We start from the raw sequence: 19,958 nt of genomic DNA, 5'->3' as shown, positions 1-19,958 counted from the left end.
TTATTTAAATGATGCAAAATGCTCACATCAGCAAAAATCCTTCTCTCAGCGGGTCGTCAGGGTCCAGCACAAATTGATGATGTCCCGTTACCCATGCCGAGCCTGTAATTTGTGGAATCACGGCCGGATAAGAACCTACCCGCGTCTCGCCCACAATTTCAGCTCGAAACATGGAGCCTGTGATGCTTTCATGTACAAACACCTCGTGCAAGCCCAGCTTTCCCTTGGCGTGCAGCACCGCTACCTTGGCCGAGGTCCCTGTGCCACAAGGGGAGCGATCGATACCGCCTGGCGGAATGACGACAACATTGCGACAATCGGCCTGTGAAGCCACAGGTTCTCCGTAAAATTCAATATGCGTCAATCCTTGAATAACCGGATTTTCAGGATGTGCTACCTCAACAGCAGCATTCACTGCCTCCCGAATCTGCACCGCTGTTCGTACAATTTTTGCCCCATTGCTCTGATCCAGGACAAGACCGATGGAGGCCGCCTCTATAATGCCGTAAAAGTTGCCTCCATAGGCAATATCAAGAGTAACTGGACCGGTGCCCTCTACCTGAACCTCCACCTCACGGCGGTACACAAAGGAAGGGATATTGGTGAACGTTACTTGTCTCACCTTGCCCTCATCTACATCCAGCCGGACTTGAACCGGGCCTGCCGGAGTGTCCAGCAATATAGATTTTTTATCCGCAGCAATCAATCCGCCTTCCACCAGTGCCGTGCAGACGCCAATCGTATCGTGACCACACATCGGCAAATAGCCGCCTGTTTCTATAAAGACCACACCTATATCTGCAGCTGGATGACAAGGCTCTGTTAAAATGCAGCCTGACATCACCTCATGACCACGCGGCTCAAACATCAGCAGGCGGCGAAAATCATCATGATGCGCTGCCATATAAGTCATCTTTTCCAGCATGGTATGCCCTACCAGTTTAGGCGCGCCGTGGATGACTGTCCGCGTCGGATTGCCTCCCGTATGGGTATCAATCGTAGTAATTCTGTCCGCTGCACTCATCCAGTTACCTCCCCGTGAATATCGTGGCTGGTAAAAGCCTCTCCGAATCGGTCATAACGCAGCGGCTCTATCGGAATACAAGTGGGTTCGCCGCGTACCATTTCGGTCACCAGCTTACCCGTAACCGCCGCCAGGCTAATACCATCTCCTTCATGGCCTGAAGCGATAAATAGCCCCGGCACTTCATCCACTGCGGATATGATCGGCAAATGATCAGGGGTCCATGGACGCAAACCCGTATACGCCCTCATCAGCGACACATTGGCCAAGGCAGGAAAGAAGCGAATGGCTCTGCGGGCGATTAAGCGAATCACCTGTTGGTCAACTCCTGTATCCATACCGACAAACTGACGGCTGCTGCCAATCAAAATGTTCTGGGATGCGGTGGGCTCGAATACCAGCGCTACACCGTATTTTTCATAAACCTCATCTACACTCCGCTGACCTCCGAACTTGCTCATCAGATAACCGAACTCCATCACCTTGCGGTTTCCGATCGAAGGCATTCGGGCAGACACCAGTATATGTCCTTTGCGCGGTATAATCGGAAGATCCAAACCTAGCGAATGACCGATGCTGCGTGTCCATACACCTGCGGCCAACACTACTGCATCAGCATGGATCACGCCGTTTGGCGTCTCCACTCCGCAGGCGTTTCCCCTTTCGTCCTTGAGAATCGACTGTATCGGCATGCGCGGTAATAATCTGGCTCCCATCCGACGCGCGGCCCTGGCCAGTGCATACGTCATCTGTACCGGATTTACAGTAGAATCCGTCTTACACTCCAGTCCGCCCGGCAAATCTTTGGCTAGATACGGCCATTCCTCTCGTAAATCCTGCTGGTCCAGCATGCGAAACGGAAGCCCTTCCTGCTGCTGGCGGGTAACCCATAGCTCTGCGGCCTGCATCTCCTGGTCATTTTCACAGACCAGAATACTTCCGGGCGCACGATACTCAAATTCATCTTCCAGCTCCATAGCCAGTTCTGCCACCAGCTTCTGTGATAACAGTGACATCCGACTGTCAAAGCCAGGCTCTTTATCGATTGCCAATATATTTCCATCACATCGGGAAGAAGTACCTCCAGCAATTTCACCTCGCTCAGCCAGCACGACCTTCATACCAGATTTAGCTGCATAATAAGCGATAGCTGTACCGATGATTCCACCGCCTACAATGACCAGATCTGCCGCATCGTGTTTCATTCGTTTCCCCTCCCTTCAACCGTCTCCATATGAATGGAAAACAATCCGGCGGCTTGCCCCAAAGCTCTATTTGGCGAGTTAGTTTATGGTCATTCAGCCCCATCCAAGTTCAGTCAGGACATTCGGGACAGCCGCCTCTTGGGGACATTCATTACAGCTTGAGCATAAAGCTTTGCGTGACAGGCTTGCTTAGCTCGTCATAATCCCGCAGCTGCACGGTGAATGTATACGTCTTATTGGCTGCTCCGCTGTCTGCTTTTCCGCTAATCGTTCCTGTAAAGCGGTCTAGTGTAAAGCCTGCGGGCAGTTGACCGCCGGTCACCGTCCAATCGTAAAATGGTACGCCTCCCTTGGCTTCCAGTTTGGCCGTGTATGTCTTTCCTTTGACGGGTGCTGGCAGTTGCTTTGTCATGATTTCTGGCGAGAGGAAAGGAGTCAGGTCCTTGCGCAGCGGCCAGCCTGCCTTTTCTGCTACAAGCAGCGAAAGCTTCGTGTTCATCCAGCGCCGGGTTGGGAATAGATGGCGCCAGCCTCCATTTTGTCCGCTCAATCTATCTACCTCTGCAAGCTCTCCTGAGAGATGATAGCTGTCGTCCAATGCAGCCGGTCTGTGCTGATAGGCCATAATATCCGGGTCATTGCCAGCCGCTTCCTTCAGCGCCTTGACGCCTGGGAACGTGTCGCTGAATACAATTGCATGACCGAATTCGTGCATGATCAGCCCATGCACATCTGTCACCTTGGATAGATCGGATTGATACCATTCTTCATCGTCCACCGATGTAAATGGAATGGCATCATCATAGAAATCCAGGATCAGACTATAGGAACGGTTTAAGTTCCCCGGAACGGTCACACCGTTACGTGTATGGTAATTGCCGTTGGCTGCCGGAAAGCCCGTAGAATACGGCCCGTTTAGCCCTCTCATAAATACCCACATGCCTTTGTAGGGTTTATCATTCGTCACTTGTATTTCATTTTGCCAGTCATCTCCTGGCAGATGGTTTACTTCCGCATTGGCAGGAACCTCATCGAACGGCTTCAGATCAAAGAAATAGAACCAGTCCTTCACTGCCAGCTCTGCGGCTTTTTTGGTAGCCGCGTCATTGAAATAAGGCTTGATCGTATCGAATCTGTAGTCAAAATGGAGGGGGATTGTGGGTTCTTCATTGTCGTCCTGATCCAGCACACGAATCGGAATAGACTGAGTGGTTGTGTGACCATTATTTTCGGCAACGGACATAGACAATGTATAGGTCTCTATTTCACCGTTTCCTCCAATCCGGTCAGGATGAATAGCCAGCCGGAAATCCTTTTCCTCCTGCGCATTGGCAAAGGTCAGCGTTTTGCTTGCTCCTTGCGCCGACAGCGTACTTGGCAAATCCATCATCAGTCGGGACGTGCCTTGCGCTTTTAACGTAACGGTTAACGGAAAAGCGGCATTGGCAGGCGGCTTCACTTTTAGCTTCACATATGGGTTCGCCAGATACCCTTGCCAATCGACCAGATCTATACCATAGTCGTTCACCGTCCGGCTAAAGATGTCGATGACTTTTACATCCGATTCTGCCTCGGCATAAGCCTGTTGAGCCGGAAGAGCTGGTGTCAAAGCCACAATGAGAGAAGTTGCCAGTGTGATCAGCCATACTTTGGTTTTCCTTTTACGCGTGTTCATTTGATCCCTCCATCTCGTTTTTTGGGATGATTTTAAAACTATGGATCGTTACCTATAATGCCACTGCGTTTTATAACAAAAGCAGCTCCTTGGGCGAGGCAGTCAGCACCTTGGCACCGTCATCTGTGATCAGTACATCGTCCTCAATCCGAACTCCGCCGAAGCCCGGAATATAAATCCCCGGTTCCACGGTAATGACATGTCCCGGTACAAGCACAGATTGGCTCTCACGGGACAGCCGCACCTGCTCATGAATCTCCAAGCCAAAGCCGTGGCCCAATCCGTGACCAAACTGCTCTCCATAGCCATAGGAGGCGATCACATCCCGCCCCAGACGGTCCCCCTCCCGACCGCTCATGCCAGGGCGAAGTCCTGCAATTGTCTTCATATTTGCTTCCAGCACAATGGCATAGAGTTCCTCGTGCCGTTCTGATGGATTTCCAACGAATACGGTACGCGTAATATCAGACAGATAACCACGCACATTTGCGCCAAAATCCATCGTGACAAACTCGTTCTGACCAATTTCCTTGTCGCTGGCCAGTCCGTGGGGCAGTGCCGAGCGTTCACCTGAAGCGACAATGAACGCAAAACCGCCTGATTCCGCGCCTGCAAGCCGAAGCTGATATTCCAGTTCCGCCGCAATCCGCCGCTCTGTAACTCCAGGCTGAATATAATTCAGCACTTCCGTAAAGGCGGCATCGGTAATACGCGCAGCTTCAAGGATGGTGCAAATTTCTTCTTCATCCTTTACATCGCGTAGCCGTTCAATTACATTTTCCGTTGGCACGTACTCCAACGAACCCAGTGTAGCTTGAAGCTGTCCCGACTGTTGAAGTGAGACATGCCGGCTCTCTAGACCCAGTCTACGAACCCCCAATTTACTTGTGAGGTCAGCGATGGTCTGGAAGATTTGTGCCTCATGCCGAATAACCGAATATTCTGTTGCCTGATCTGTTGCCTGCACCATATAGCGAAAATCCGTCACCAGAAAAGCCTCTTCCTGCGTAACGAGCGCGATTCCGGCTGAGCCTGTAAATCCGGTCATATATCGTCGATTGGGTCCATGTGTAATAAGCAGCGCATCTATCCCTAGAGCCGGGAATTCCGAGCGTAACCGAGCTAGTCTGCCCGGAACACCCTGTAACCGTTTTGCTGAACCGTTGGGTTTATCCAAAGCTACATCAGCCTCCTTTTAGCCTTTGATTCCTGTCAGTGTGATGCCTTCAATAAAATAGCGTTGTCCAATAAAAAATATCAGGACGATCGGAGCCAAAATCGTGCTGGATGCCGCCATCAGGTAAGGCCAATTGGTATTGTTCAATCCCCGAAAGGTCGCCAATCCCAGCGCGAGTGTAAAATGCTTTTCATCACTCAAATAAATAATCGGGCCCAAAAAATCGTTCCATACATCAATAAAGGTAAATATCCCGATCACGATCAATGCAGGCGAAGATAAAGGAATAATGACGCGCCATAATACAGTTAGCGGTGTACCTCCATCCATATAGGCGGCTTCGTCCAGATCGCGCGGAATCGTCAGCATAAATTGTCGCATCAGGAAGATGTTGAACGCCCCTCCACCAAACCATGCAGGAACAATCAGCGGCAAAAATGTATTCAGCCCGCCCAGCTCACGCCACATGACGAAAGTAGGTATAAGTGTCACCGCATAAGGCAGCATCATCGACCCGATCAGCAGAGAAAAAATCAGATTACGTCCAGGCCAGCGCAGACGGGCAAAGGTAAACGCTGACACAATCGAGGTCATCATTACTCCTGCCAGCACACACACCTCAATGATGAACGTATTCAGAAAATACCTGCCAAACGGTACCGAGGTCAGTGCTTCCGGGTAGTTGCTCCATTGAAACGGTGAGGGTATCCACTCTGGCGGAAAGACGAAAATTTGCGATGTTCCCATCAGAGAGCTGCGAATGAGCCATACAAATGGCAACAGCATTAAAACACTGCCCAAAATTAAAACGATATACAGTACGATACGACTGATTTGGAATGGTTTGGAACGAGTAACGGTAGCAGGACTTCGGGAGCGTTCAGGCTGTGGAAGCGGATGTTGTGGTGTGTCTGAAGGTTTGACAGAAGAAGTGACCTGATTCATGAACGTTCCCCCCCTTCATAGTGAACCCACTTTTTGGATGTGGAGAAAATCAGAACAGTTAGAACCATGATGACGAAAAATAAGATCCAGGCCAGCGCTGAGGCGTAGCCGATTTTGGTCTCCGTAAAGGCTGTACGCCACAGGTAGAACACATAGAACAGGGTTGAATTGTTAGGGCCCCCATTTGTCATGACATACGCCTGATTGAATGCCTGAAAGGTGCTGATTAAAGACATAACCAGATTGAAGAAAATGGTCGGTGTCATCGAAGGAATCGTAATATGAAAAAATTTATGCAGCCTATTGCCGCCGTCTACCTCAGCCGCTTCATACAGATGGGTGGGCACCGACTGAAGTCCTGCCAAAAAGATAATAACTGTGTTCCCGATCCCCCAGGTGCTCATCATAATCAGCGAGGGGATCGCAGTGTTCTCGTCATAAATCCATTTGCTCCCCGGCAGTCCAACACTCTCCAGCAGTGAATTCAACAGACCAAAATCCGGATTGAACATCCACAGCCACAGCATCGTGTTGGCAATACTCGGCACAATAGTAGGTAAGTAGTAAATCGTGCGGAACACCGACAAACCTTTTACCTTTTGATTTAATAGCAGTGCAATGATAAAAGCCGCCGCCAAGCCGAGAGGTACGCTGCCCAGTGCATAATACGTGGTCACGAACATGGATTGGGAAAAGGTAGTATCCTGGGTCAAAATAGTTCGGTAATTATCCAATCCAACAAAGGTAAGCTGCCCACCAATCGTCCAATCGGTTAGGCTGAATACGAACGAGGCCACGATCGGTCCAATCGTAAATATCATTAATCCAAGGATGGCAGGCAGCGCGAATAGCAGACCCCAGTTTCGCTCCATGCGCATCATTCCTGATTTTGATCGCTTCATGGGCCGTTCTCCTTTCGCAGCTGTCCTGCCGCATTATTCATCCGGGTATACTCCTTGAAGCAGTGGCTGAATGATGGGCTCCAGCTCATCCAGCGCCTGCTGCGCTGTCTTCTTGTTCGTCCAGATCAGATCCAGCCCTGGGGTCAGCTTGGAACCGATATCAGGCCAGTTGCGGAGAGTAGAAGTTGACGGCTTGATCGCATAATCCCTGGCATACTCGATGCCAGCCTGCTGAAATTCCGGTGGATGTGCGGCATTATTCGTCCACGACTGGATAGCCTGCTCGTCGGTATAATATTTTTCTTCGATAGGCATCCACAGACCAGACTTGAACAGATCCACCTTTTCGGGATTGTTATGGTACAAATAAAATTCGAGCGCTTCTTTCGGGTGCTTGGTACTCTGGAAAATGACTGTGGCCCCCGCAACGATCATCGTTTTGGGCTCTTTTAGCTTCGGCAAAACCCCAATGCTCCATTGCAGCTGCTTATTGTTTGAAAAATCGAGCAGGGACCATGTTCCGTCTACGACCATAGCGACCTTTTTGGTCTGGAGCCGAATCGTATTGGATGGCATGTCCTGCTGCTGGATCAAATCAGGAGAAACATGCTCCTTGAACACCAGATCCTGCAGCTTCTGAAATACCTCCACCGACTCGGGACGGTTCAGAGTGTACTTCTTGCCTGTTTTGTCGGTCAAACCTCCGCCGTTGCTCGCTAAAAGCGGTCCCCAGGAGCTGCGGTCGTTGCCGAAAGCAAAGCCGTATTGCACAATATTTTTGGGATCAAATCCGCTGTCTCCCGGATGCTTGCCGTTCTGATCCTTGGTCAGCTTTTTGGCAATCTCCAGGAATTCATCCCATGTCCACGCTTTTTCAGGATCAGCCGGAGGAACGGGTACCCCTGCTTCTGTAAACAATTCCTTGTTATAAAATAGCTGCATCACTTCCAACGCAGTGTAATTGCCGATAGACTTGCCAGGTTCGCTGTAAAGATAGGAGGATTTGAGCTTGTTTTTTAATTCGGGATATTCGTCATAATAGGAGGATAAATCTAGGAGTCTACCTTCACTTGCCCATTTCATCGTGAGCGAATCGCCTAGGTAGGCGATATCAGGAAGCTGATTGGCAGCCATTAACGTGTTAATTTTCGTGGTGTAGTCACCAGGGACATGCTCGCCCTTCACCCGAATGTTCGGATGGGATGCATTAAAGCTTTGAATCATCTTTTCCATCGCTTGCTTTTCGTCATTGCTCCCCCAGTACATAAACTTGAGTTCGACCGCATTGGGATTAGCCGGTTCGCCAGCGTTACCACTGCAAGCCGTCAGCCCTGTCAGCATCGCCGTCATCACCAGAGCCATCCATGTCCGTAACCTTCGTTTCCGCAAATCAACCGGCCCCTTCCTGAACTGGTTTCTCCTTACAAGCCTATTATGCGCCGAGAGCCCAGAGCCGACCACCTAACGACTCCAGACTCTCTTTGTTTTGGTATGATTTTTTTAACAGCGCGTTTACAAAAATGTTTTGCGGAATTCCGTTGGCGTCAATCCGGTATGCTTTTTAAAGGCAATACTAAAATAGTTCGTATCTGCGAAGCCCACAGCCTCCGCCACCTCTGCCACCTTGCGATTCGGGTCCAACAGCAGTTCCCGGGCTCGCTCAAAGCGCACACGTGTCTGATAGTCAGCGAAGCTTTCACCTGTAACCTGCTTAAAACGGGCACTCAAATATTTGGGACTCATATTCATGTACGCTGCAAGACGGTTCAGTCCGCCATCCTCCTGAAGGTGCTCACGAATCCACTCCTTGGCCCGTTGGAATTTGCGCGGAATCCCTTTTTCGCGCGACTCCCGGACTTGGCGACCCACCCGGACAAAATAACGTGATACATAATCAATCATCTCAGGACCGTGCCGCAATCGGGACAGTTCCAATAATGGGTCATGCTGTTGTATGGAGGTGTGTCCTTCGAATGCATCGCTCTGAACAATGCGCATAACGAACAGGACGAGCTGAGTCACAATCATTTTTACCTGCTTGACAGGCAAGCCTGCCAATTGTCCAGACCATTCCTCCAAAATCGCATGTACAGCTGCATCATTGCCAGCACGAATTTCCGTAATCATGAGCAGTTCCTTCTCCAGCAAATGACTCCTGTTCAGTTCAGCCGCCTGAATGCTCTCAAAGGGGATGATCTGGCTATAGCCCACCCATCCCCGATGCTCCGCCGCCTGCACCGCTTCCTCATACGCTTCAGGAAGCTGCTCCATCCGTCGTACGGGACGGCTAATCCCGATGGACATCCCCTGGCTCAATCGTTCCTGCACTGCCTGCCGAATTTGCCGAGCCGTCTGTTCCGCTGCCCTGGAGGATGCCGCCGCCAGCAGTACAACACGCCGATCGCGGGAAACCGCTGCCCCATACGCCTTCGCCCCGGCTACTGCCGCAGCCTCCCAAGCCAACTCGGCGAATACATGCGTGCTTTTATTGGTAGAGCTCTGCTGCTCGCTAGGACTGTTTACTACCTGCTGCGGGGCCTCCTCCAGCTCACAGCACAGCACAGTATAAGGCGGCCTGCTCGTCTCGCCAAAAAATCCTAGCCCGTCCATCTCCTGAACGACCGCGGCTGCGGGGCGCCGCTGCTGGAGCAGATCCAGAAGCAAGTGCTCCCTGTACAATGGCTCCAATGAACGGTGACGGTGAATAGCTTCCTCCTCGCTTCTACGCCATTGCGCAATGCGATCCTCAGCCCGTCTCAGAGCCGCTTCAAAGTCTTCGCTTGTCACTGGCTTGAGTAAATAATCAACCGCTTGAAGCGAAACCGCCTGACGAATATACGTCATGGATTCGTACCCTGTCAGGAACAACAGCGGGGTCTGCTGATCCTTTTCCCGAATGGTTTTTGCTATGTCCAGCCCACTCAAATCCGGTAAATTAATATCCAGTAAAATGATGTCCGGTCGCCGCTCCGTATACAACCGTAATGCCGTTACGCCGTCCTCCGCCATATCACTGACTTCCACTGACAGGCCACTTTCCGCCACCATCAGCCTCAGTCCTTCCCGAATATGATATTCGTCGTCCACAATCAGCAGCCGGTACATGCCATCTCCCCTTTCTTATTCGGTTCGAATGGGTGCCAGTAAGGTAACCGAGGTGTACTGACCCAACTCAGTTGTCACAGACAAACCATATTGGGGACCATAATGCTGAAGACGTTCATGTACATTGCGGAGTCCAAAGCCAATCGCACTCCCCCGCTCGGCATCTAGCGATTTCCGAATATCGTCCAGACGCTCGGCTCCAATACCGCCCCCATCATCGCTAACTGTTAAACGCAAAGCATCGCCTTCCCTAGCACCGGATAACATAATATAGCCGCGGTCGGTACGCCCTTTTAAACCGTGGTAAATAGCATTTTCAACGAGCGGTTGGAGAATCAGCTTGGGTACGTAAAACCCACAAATATCCTCCTCGACTTCGCAAATCCACTCGAACGAATTCCGAAACCTGAACTGCTGTACCTTTACATAGGCACTTACATGCTCGACTTCCTGTCCCAAACTGATTTGCTCTCGCCCATAACTTAACGAAATGCGAAAGCATTTACCGAAGGCACCAATTACCTCTGCCATATCCCGCTGCCCATTCGCCAGCGCCATTCCTTTGAGCGACTCCAGCGTATTGTACAGAAAATGTGGATTAATCTGTGCCTGAAGCGCGCGAAACTCGGCCTGCTTGCGCGACAGCAACGCTTCGTATACTTGTCCGTACAGCTCATGATTTTTTTGCATCATATGAAGAAAACGCTCCCCGATCTGACCTACCTCATCCTTAGGGTTAAATACAACGGAAGCAGGAGCTTCAAAAACTTGGGCTGAGGTTGTGGGGGTCACACTCCCATCCACCGCCATTAATCGGCTCAATTGAAGGAGGGGGCGACGAATCGTGTCACTCAGCCGATAAGACAGCATCCAGCCCAACACCAGTGCAATCAAAAAGGTCCAGATGGTCCAGGCCCCAATTTGCCGCGCGTCCTCGAATAACACGGACTGATCGACTTTTTGCAGGAGCGTCCATTGTCCCTCATTTAACGGTCCGTAGGAAATCATCGTCTGGCGGCCGTTCCATGTTCTCCAGTCCTTTGTAAGCACGGGTCTATCCACAGCAGATTTGGCGATTTGTTGTAATAGCCCTGAGTCCGCAACGCTCTGCTCTGGCAATCGGTATACAGGATCGCCCTCCTGATCGAGCACCCACATCTGGGTATTGCTGTCTGTTTCATGAAAAGCAAGCCCACGAAACAGACTGGCCTTGTCGATTTCCAACAGCAAAAATCCAAGCGGCTCATAATCTCCAGTCGTTTTTCGTAGCAGCTTTCCGACGTAAATACGATCCTCCGCCATCCCGCGCCCTGATTCAAACGGCGGATGAGCCATCCACATCATAGGGCGTTCAGCGAGCAGACGGCGGTAGTACACACGTGCTTCCTCTAATGTAGGAAGGCCGCCAAAACGGACCGACACATTCCCTTGATAGAGAGAATGCTTGAGCCCGCCATTGGCGGCATAGATGAGCGAGGATGTGATATACGGCTTGGTCTGGGTTTGCGTACGAACGACCATGCTGAGTGTTTCGTCGTTCCGCAAGTATTCATAATCATCTTCCGGCTTGGTCTCCAGTGTGGACTGCACATCAGGATTGCTGAGAATGGAGTTGGTTAGATCATTCAAATCGGAGAGTGTCGCATTAACGTAATTTTCACTCATTTGCCGGGACTGCATTGCCAGTGCTTCCGACTTCTCACCAAGAGAATGGGCCGCGATCCGGTAAAAGGTAAAGGTCAGCACCACCATCGGAATGACGGTCAGTACCAGCGTCAATACGATAAATTTCCCACGGATCGTAGGAATTCCGGCGAACTTTTGACGACCCCGGCCCCTCATTCATCGGCCTCCCTTACACATAAGCGGGAAGCCATGTCCCGTGCGCTGCAATCAGGTCGTCGCACAGAGCAACGATATCATCCATCGATAGTTCAGCTGAGGTGTGCGGGTCCAGCATAGCGGCGTGATAAATATGTTCTTTTTTCCCCGTAATCGCAGCTTCAATCGTTAACAGTTGGGTGTTAATATTTGTTCGGTTCAGTGCAGCACATTGGGGCGGCAAATCCCCAACAAAGGTCGGCGTAACCCCATTACGATTCACCAGGCAAGGCACCTCCACACAGGCTTCCTTCGGCAAATTGGTAATCAAACCAGTATTCATCACGTTCCCGCCAATGGCAAAAGGCTGATTGGTTTCAATTGCCTCAAATATATAAGAAGCATATTCGTTCGACCGTTCATGGCGCAGATCCTGATTGCCCAAAAGTTCCTCACGCATCGTCTCCCAACGTTCAATCTGGCTTACGCAGCGGCGCGGGTATTCATCCAAAGGAATATTGAACCGTTCAATCAGCTCTGGATATGTCCGTTTGATAAAATACGGATGATACTCTGCGTTATGCTCGGACGATTCTGTAATGTAATAGCCGAATTTCTGCATCATTTCAAAGCGCACCATATCATGATGCTTTTCCTGCTGCTTGGCGGCAGCCCGCTTTTTAATCTCAGGATACAAATCCACCCCGTCCTTGCTTACTTCGAGCAGCCATGCCATATGATTGATGCCTGCAATCTTCGCCTTTATCCCTGCCTGCTCTAGTCCGAGGCTTTTGAACAACTCAGGTATACAGGCCTGTACACTATGACACAGCCCTACTGTCCGGACACCGCCATGTACGTTCATCACATTCGTCAACACAGCCATCGGATTCGTATAGTTGAGAAACAGTGCATCCGGGCATACTTCGCGCATGTCTGCTGCAAAATCGAGCATCACCGGAATCGTTCTTAAATTGCGGAAAATGCCGCCAATGCCGACCGTATCGGCAATCGTTTGGCGCAGACCGTATTTTTTGGGAATCTCGAAATCCGTAATCGTACACGGATCATAGCCACCCACCTGGATGGCATTTACTACATAGGCTGCTCCACGCAGTGCTTCCTTGCGGTCCGTGTAGGAGCGAATCACACAGGTACTTCCCGTCGTTTTTTTCAAATTGGATAAAATATTTTCCGAATCCTTCAGCCTAACGGGATCAATATCGAACAACGCCAGTTCAAAGCCCTGCAAAGCAGGCGTCAACATACAATCGCCAAGCACATTTTTAGCAAATACCGTACTGCCTGCACCCAGAAATGTAATCTTGCTCATACTTTGTCCCCCATTCACCTTTTTGTTCACAGCTTTACACCTTAAATGCAAGGATACCCATCGCCACTCTCCCCTTTGCAGGAAGAAAGTGACGATGGGAAAGATTAGCCATGACTATGCGTTGTTGCCTCCCACTCAGGATACTCCCACTGATTTAGCTGGGCTGATAAGCCGAGGCGGCCAGGCAGATGTTACCGGGGATGTCGTAGTTGGCGGAGTTGTTGAAGTCTCCGGGCTAACTGATGTTGCCGGTGAAGCCACGGCCCCTGCCTCCATTACGGTTACCTTGGCTATTGCCTTCAACTCTGTCCCTTCCACTTTGCCCTTCAATTCAAACGAACCTGGCGCAGCATATTGTGCAGGGTCTATATCCTCCCATTCCACAGCTACCCATTTCGTGGAGCCTTCTCCATACGTAGCTTCCACTACGCTTGGCAGTTCAGGTTTTTCACCCACATGAGTGGTTACATTCACCTCTTTTAATGCAGTAATGTTCTCAGTTGCCACCAGACTCTGTGCTGTACCAGAGGCCAGGCCTGCTACCTCGTTTGCATTCAAAGCACGGCTGTAGATCTGGAAGTCATCCACCAGACCATTGAAATATGGATCAGGGTACTGGGACTTACCGATAAAATTATTTTTCGTCTGTCCCAGACTGGTTGGATTCAAGGTCAGGTTGGTATTGCGTCCCACTTCTTTCCCATCCACGTACAAAATACCTGTGGAGCCCGAAAGCGTGACCGCAACATGCTTCCATACGCCTGTCGGCAATACAGGGGCATCAATCGTCTGTTCCTGTCCTTGCCCGTTACCCTGATTCGTAATCGCAAATAACATCCGGTTCCCGGCTTTAGGGGTCAGGAACATATATTCATTGGTCCCGGAGCCGAAGTCAAAAATCCGCACATAATCGCTCAGGCTGTTCGCTTTGACCCAACCGGATACGGTCAATTGCTGTGCCCGACTGACAATCCCCGCCGGAAGCTGCACATAGCTGTCCTTGCCGTTCAGATTGACAGCATTGCCTGTTTTACCCACAGCCCATGCCACGGTCCCCTTAACGGTGGCATCATTGTCGCTATCCGATGAATCCACAGCAAGAGCACCGCTTGTTTCGTCAAACTTGTAAACCGCAAGCCGCTCAGGTAACGGTGCCGCCGGTTCAGCGATCACAGTTACTTTAGCCTCTCCTGATAACTGGGAATCGCTGGCTATCAGCTTGAAGATATACGTTCCTGGTTCGGAAACATCCACCTTCGTGCGTAGGGATGTTTTGCTGCTGAATGTGACTTTCGCGTTCTGTGGTCCTTCAACCAGACTCCACTCACTTGTCACTTTTCCTTGTGGAAGCCCGTCATCTGTAGCCGTACCTTTCAGAATAATCTGATCAGGCAGCTTCACCTTGGAGTCTTTGCCTGCATTAACGACAGGTGCTTTGTTGGGATCTGGTGTGGTTGGTGTCAGCTCTACCGTATAGGAGGATGCTGTACCAATTTCCAACTTAAGCTTATTGGTTGGTGCATACGCATTAAATTTGCCTTGCGATTGTCCCCCCACTTTAACCAGGTACGTTCCTTTCTTTAAACCATCAAATGTAACGTACGTAGAATGAGCTTGACCCGGCGTTTGATTTTTCAATTGAAGCCATACATTATCCTTGGATGTTGCCAGCTTGGCTTCTGTATACTGATCCTTTTCCAGCTCGATGTACAGCTTTTCCGTAATCAAATTGACCCGTTTGAACAAACCGTCCAGCGGCTTGATTGTATACACGTTACCGCTTTTACTCACCTCTGCACCGTAGCCCGTCAATCCAAAAATCGGATCAACCGCGATATCCGCGCTTAAGGTTTTAAGTGCACCGAACAATCCGAGGTCAGCCTCACCGCTCATGCCGCGCCAGCCGTTAAAGAGCGGGACATTTTTACCGCCACCGGTACCGTTTGTTCCGTTATTGCCTTTTTCCGCTTGATACGTCCATGCAACCGCCCCGATGTTCTCAGGGTCTGAGCTGATTTGCCCGGAATTAATCGCTCCGACATTGGCAATTTTGGCAGCATAGGACAGCCGTTGTTGCTCCTCGCGATGATTGTCCTCATGATGACGAATCCAGTCATCCATCGCATATCCCGCAAGTGAAGTCGTGTACTGGAAGTTAAACCAGTTCTCCCCGGTAATCGTCACCGGATCGGTATAGTAGTACCATACAGGCATATGACCGCGTGATGCACGAGTTTTGGCATTGATTTTACCCATCATTTCCAGGGCTTTACTTTGCTCACCCTCTGTATCTATATTCTGCTTGGCTAACGTATATACAGCCTCTTCGCCTGTATTGTCGTAGCTATATTCAGAACCATAAGGATACTTTGTATTTTTAAAATTGTTATATTTGCGATCCATTTTTTCCTTGAGATCATTCGCTTCATCATCGTAGCCTTCATCATGAAGGGCCTGAATAATATCCGGCGTGGTCAGCTCGCCCATCAAACCTGTTTCCCAGTTGTATGCAACAGGTCCTTCATATAATGCTTTGAAAATGTTATAGGCCCGCAGCAAATAGGTTTCCTTCGGATGCTTGTAAGTGACGAGATCCGGGTATTCCTTGGCAATCTTATACATGCTGAAATACGTGTTGTATACATGCGGGTAAGCATATCCCCGGTAAGTCGGTGTATCATTTGGCTCTGGCATCAGGAAATCATGAATTAAATAGTCCTCATGATGTCCATTCATCAGATTCGTCCAGATTGCCGTTTCCAAATAATCGTCTACAGCCCGCACCTCTTTGGCGACTGGAGAAAGTGTGTTTTTCTCAGCCAGGAACTGTCCGTGGGTCAGACCCCAATCGTCCCCCCAGCCCCAATAGCCGTTAAAAATGTTGCGTTTGGATTTGGTATGCATCATCCAATCGTCGAATACCTTATCACGCAGATCACCGGGCACATTCCACTGGGTTTTGTCCACCATAAATGTAGCGTGCCGTTGCAGCGCCTGGTCAATCGGCTCGATGGCATAGAATTGCAAAACCGTTTTGCTGCCATTGCCGTATTCCACCGTTATGAAGTTCGGGCCCAGCTTAGTAAATTTCAATTCATAAATGTGGTGTCCTCCGGCTTTGCTATCCGTCTGCGGAATAACGGTTCCGTCTGGATAGGTCACCTTGTTGATCGTTTGCTTGGTACGCAGATCCACCTTCGCCTTTTGGTTCGTAGGCACGATCATACCCGGTACGACTGTTGTATCCACCAAGTTTTCTTGATACAATGTATCTTTTACATCATGCTCGTCCTTCACCGCCAGAAACTTGAAGCCATAGTTTTTGCTTTGTCCGGGATTCAGGATCAGGCTTGTGTTGGGTAAATATCCACGGTTGGTGGACTTGATCACATTGGAATGAATATAAAATACATTCAATCCCTCCAGCCATTTGCCTTCGTTGGCCGGGTTCCAGGCCCATTTGCTGCCCGGATGCTCTTCATCCCGCCAGTGATCCTGATACTCAAAACCAGCACCTGTGGTGGAATCAGGGATCAAAAGTAGGGAAGAACCAATGCCGCTGGGGCGCCCAGCTGTAATATAGGAGCTGTTATTGCCGACAAAGGAATGCGTCACAACTCTCGTTTCATAAATCGCATCACCATTGGTCCACTGCTCATTAAAAGGTAAAGGCAATCCAAAATCGCCAATCTCTAATTTTTTGCCACTCGTATTCTGTACCTGTATATTCCACAGTACTGAACCATTCGACTCCGCTGAATAGGTTTCAATGACTTTAAAATTGCGTATGCCTTCTGCATTATTTGAGTTCTCGTACGTGACCGTAACACGGTCGCCGCTGGTCGTAATCTTACGTGCGTCTGCCGACTTATTGGTCCATGCCTTCGTCCAGCTACCTTCATCCAGTCGGTACGTGAACATCAGCTCCCCTAGCCACTGATGATCTGCCGTGTTCTGCTCAGGTGTCACCGATGCGTTCATGACATATTCCGTCGGAAAAGCATCTCCTTTGATACGAATAGATGAAATTTCCCCATGCTCTCCTGTCTGGATCGTCAGCTTGTCATTAGATAGCTCATGAGCCTCTGCCGTATGTGCCCCAAACAACACAGACGCTGTGGTTAAAAACAAAAACGCCGCCAATATTCCCTTAAATTTCATCAACACGGCCTCCTTTTTGATCTCGGGGTCCTGATTTGCTTGCCAATCACCTGAAGTCTCTTCATTTCGCCGCAACCTCCTTGGAAATGTAAGCGCTACAACTCTATTGTACAAATCCTTGTCCATTGGTAAAATCAACATTTTCAACCGATTTATATAGGATTTCAACCTAATCGTGTCGTGGGATGAGTTACGACGAAGGAAGTGAGCGCGCGTGCAGATTGTGCTTCCGCTCACTGTTGCGACGAGATTTTTTCAAGAAATTTATATTGAGCTGCTATAGTGGGGAATAAAATTATATATTCAATAACAATTTAGGGTAAACGCAAACCTAATTAAAACCGCCCATCCAATAATGGATGGGCGGTTTTTTTACATACTACTTTCCTGCTCCTTGATCACCTGCTCAATCCCCAACAAAATCAGCTTCAATCCGAACTCAAATGCTCTATCGGTTCCCATCAGCTCAAACAGCCCATTTTTGAACATCCGCCGGAATAGACCTACTTCTGTCTCACTCATGGAATCCAGAAGGTGAACCATCTCTTCACCCGGAAGTGCTCCCTTGCCCTTATCCTTAAGGATCGCGGAGACATTACGTTCATGCTGATAATCGTCCAGGACGAAGTAGGAGACATAGTTCACAAGCGTTGTAACCACTTGCATTTTCTGCTCTTGCTCAAGCGGCGCCGACTCCACGCAGAGCAGCATACGGTTGGTGAACCGGATGATGTCCGGTTCGTGGGGCAGCGTCATCATCATGAGCTGCGTGGAGCAGGGGTACCGATACAGTACACTCCGCATCGTTACCGCCAGCTCCCTCAGTTGCTCCTTCCAGTCCCCCTCGGAATGAAACTCCTCCAGAATCGTTTTCGATACCTGGTTGGCCAGACGCTGATAGAGATTCTGTTTGCTTTTGAAGTACCAATATAGAGAAGGAGCCTGAATCCCCAGCCGATCGGCCAATCGTCTCAAGCTGAATTTCTCGATACCATCCTCCCCTAGAAGCTCCCACGAGGCTTCTAAGATCTTATCTTCCGAAATCTGAGGTTGCTGCTTTTTCATCAATTATCCGCCCTTTAATCTAACAGTGTAAGTTTATTCTTTACAGATTTATTAATTCATGATAACATCTAACACTGTAAGGTTCAATCTAACGGTGTTAGATTAACCAAATAAATAAAGAAAGCAGTGACCCGCATGGATGCAGAAAACCTCCATTACTTTGAAAAAGCACCGATCGCTAAAGCCGTAGCTCACTTCGCTGTACCGATGATGCTAGGTACGTCAATGAGTGTCATCTATTCCATCTTAAATGCCTATTTCCTTGGCACTCTCCACAATACCGCCATGTTAACCGCACTCGCACTAACCTTGCCGTTATTCGCGGCCATTATGGCGGTAGGAAACCTGGTTGGTATCGGCAGCGGTGCGTTTATCTCCCGATTGCTAGGAGAGAAAAAGTATGCTGATGTAAAGAATGTGTCTTCATTTGCCTTTTACAGCAGTTTAGTTCTCGGTCTTATCTTGATGGCCTTTGGTCTCCCGTTGATCGATTCACTCGTTCAGGGCCTGGGGGCGACACCTGACTCCTTCGGCTTCACGAAGGACTATGTCACGATTATGCTTATAGGTTCGCCATTCGTCGTATTATTCTTCACACTGGAGAATATCGTGCGCTCGGAGGGTGCTGCAATTACGTCGATGATCGGTATGATACTCAGTGTTGTCGTGAATATTATTCTCGATGCGCTGGTCATCTTCGTTTTCCATTGGGGCGTGATTGGCGTTGCGTCAGCTACGGTTATTTCTAATCTGGTTGCGAGTATATTCTACGCCTTCCATATGGGATATAAGAGTCAATTTTTAACCATCTCTATAAAATGGTTCAAGGCTACCAAAGATATTCTGAGCAATGTATTCAAAATCGGAGTTCCCGTATTTATTATGAGTCTCTTTATGGGTGCAATGTCACTCGTCTTTAACCATTTTCTTGTCGAGTATGGGGATCAGGCCATAGCGGCTTATGGAATTTCCTCCCGTTTATTACAATTTCCTGAGTTTATTTTGATGGGCTTATGCGAGGGTGTTGTACCATTGATTGCCTTTAGTTTTACAGCGAATAAATTACGAATGAAACAAACCATTGGATTTACAATCAAAGCGATTTTGGCCTTGGCAGTCGTGTTTGGCATCATCGTCTATCTGATTTCCGACCATCTAATTGGTTTATTTACCAATGACCCGCAATTAATTGTAATGGGCAGCTACATTCTGCATGTGACCTTCTTATCCTTGTTCATTACGGGGATGACCACGTTGTTTACGGGGATTTTCCAAGCAACGGCGCAAGGAACCGCTGCGTTTGTTATGTCCGTCATACAGGGAATTACTCTGATCCCCGTGCTATACATTGCCAATCGAATGAGTGGCTTCCACGGGGTGGTCTGGTCGCTCGTCATTGCGGATGCCGTCGCGTTCCTTGTTGGAGCTATTATGCTGTATGTTCTGCGGAACAGATTGCAGCCAGAGCTGGATCATTTAGTACAGTAGAAAACATATAACATACAAGAAGGCAGGATAAGGACACTACCCGATCCTGTCTTTTTA

13 protein-coding genes are annotated in these 19,958 nt (G+C 49.3%); 1 reads left to right on the top strand and 12 read right to left on the bottom strand.

The window, feature by feature from the left end; translation table 11 throughout:
- Positions 1-22 precede the first annotated feature (22 nt).
- The 12 genes from ABEW32_RS08360 to ABEW32_RS08305 all read right to left on the bottom strand — a co-directional run bounded on the left by ABEW32_RS08360 (position 23) and on the right by ABEW32_RS08305 (position 18,413).
- A complete protein-coding gene (locus ABEW32_RS08360; RefSeq protein WP_430186484.1) occupies positions 23-1,024 on the bottom strand; it encodes a proline racemase family protein in 1,002 nt (333 codons plus the stop codon).
- Positions 1,021-2,229, bottom strand: coding sequence for an NAD(P)/FAD-dependent oxidoreductase (locus ABEW32_RS08355; RefSeq protein ID WP_430186482.1), 1,209 nt, complete (start codon positions 2,227-2,229; stop codon positions 1,021-1,023). The genes ABEW32_RS08360 and ABEW32_RS08355 overlap by 4 nt, the downstream gene beginning before the upstream one ends.
- A gap of 151 nt (positions 2,230-2,380) precedes the next feature.
- Complete coding sequence (locus tag ABEW32_RS08350; RefSeq protein ID WP_430186480.1) at positions 2,381-3,904, bottom strand: Ig domain-containing protein; 1,524 nt, start codon at positions 3,902-3,904, stop codon at positions 2,381-2,383.
- Between the two features lie 70 nt (positions 3,905-3,974).
- Positions 3,975-5,081 (bottom strand): M24 family metallopeptidase, encoded by a 1,107-nt coding sequence (locus tag ABEW32_RS08345; protein WP_430186478.1) that lies wholly within the window; start codon positions 5,079-5,081, stop codon positions 3,975-3,977.
- Positions 5,082-5,099: 18 nt separating this feature from the next.
- A complete protein-coding gene (locus ABEW32_RS08340) occupies positions 5,100-6,026 on the bottom strand; it encodes a carbohydrate ABC transporter permease (protein WP_430186476.1) in 927 nt (308 codons plus the stop codon).
- Positions 6,023-6,928, bottom strand: coding sequence for a carbohydrate ABC transporter permease (locus tag ABEW32_RS08335; protein WP_430186474.1), 906 nt, complete (start codon positions 6,926-6,928; stop codon positions 6,023-6,025). The genes ABEW32_RS08340 and ABEW32_RS08335 overlap by 4 nt, the downstream gene beginning before the upstream one ends.
- Before the next feature lie 33 nt (positions 6,929-6,961).
- Positions 6,962-8,317, bottom strand: coding sequence for an ABC transporter substrate-binding protein (locus ABEW32_RS08330; RefSeq protein WP_430186472.1), 1,356 nt, complete (start codon positions 8,315-8,317; stop codon positions 6,962-6,964).
- Positions 8,318-8,440: 123 nt separating this feature from the next.
- Complete coding sequence (locus tag ABEW32_RS08325; RefSeq protein WP_430186470.1) at positions 8,441-10,033, bottom strand: helix-turn-helix domain-containing protein; 1,593 nt, start codon at positions 10,031-10,033, stop codon at positions 8,441-8,443.
- Positions 10,034-10,048: 15 nt separating this feature from the next.
- Positions 10,049-11,875, bottom strand: a complete 1,827-nt coding sequence (locus ABEW32_RS08320) for a sensor histidine kinase (protein ID WP_430186468.1) — start codon at positions 11,873-11,875, stop codon at positions 10,049-10,051.
- A 13-nt stretch (positions 11,876-11,888) separates the two neighbouring features.
- A complete protein-coding gene (melA, locus tag ABEW32_RS08315) occupies positions 11,889-13,187 on the bottom strand; it encodes an alpha-glucosidase/alpha-galactosidase (RefSeq protein WP_430186466.1) in 1,299 nt (432 codons plus the stop codon).
- Between the two features lie 135 nt (positions 13,188-13,322).
- Positions 13,323-17,348: a DUF5695 domain-containing protein gene (locus tag ABEW32_RS08310; RefSeq protein WP_430186464.1), complete on the bottom strand. Its 4,026-nt coding sequence runs from the start codon at positions 17,346-17,348 to the stop codon at positions 13,323-13,325.
- Between the two features lie 372 nt (positions 17,349-17,720).
- Entirely contained in the window at positions 17,721-18,413 is a 693-nt protein-coding gene (locus ABEW32_RS08305; protein ID WP_430186462.1) for a TetR/AcrR family transcriptional regulator, read from the bottom strand.
- A gap of 135 nt (positions 18,414-18,548) precedes the next feature.
- On the opposite strand from ABEW32_RS08305, the gene ABEW32_RS08300 reads away from it, so the two are divergent.
- Positions 18,549-19,901, top strand: coding sequence for an MATE family efflux transporter (locus ABEW32_RS08300; RefSeq protein ID WP_430186460.1), 1,353 nt, complete (start codon positions 18,549-18,551; stop codon positions 19,899-19,901).
- Positions 19,902-19,958: the final 57 nt, after the last annotated feature.

This window comes from Paenibacillus jamilae, from assembly GCF_050482105.1.
Classification (GTDB): domain Bacteria; phylum Bacillota; class Bacilli; order Paenibacillales; family Paenibacillaceae; genus Paenibacillus; species Paenibacillus jamilae_B.
This window is presented reverse-complemented; position numbering and strand designations above follow the sequence as displayed.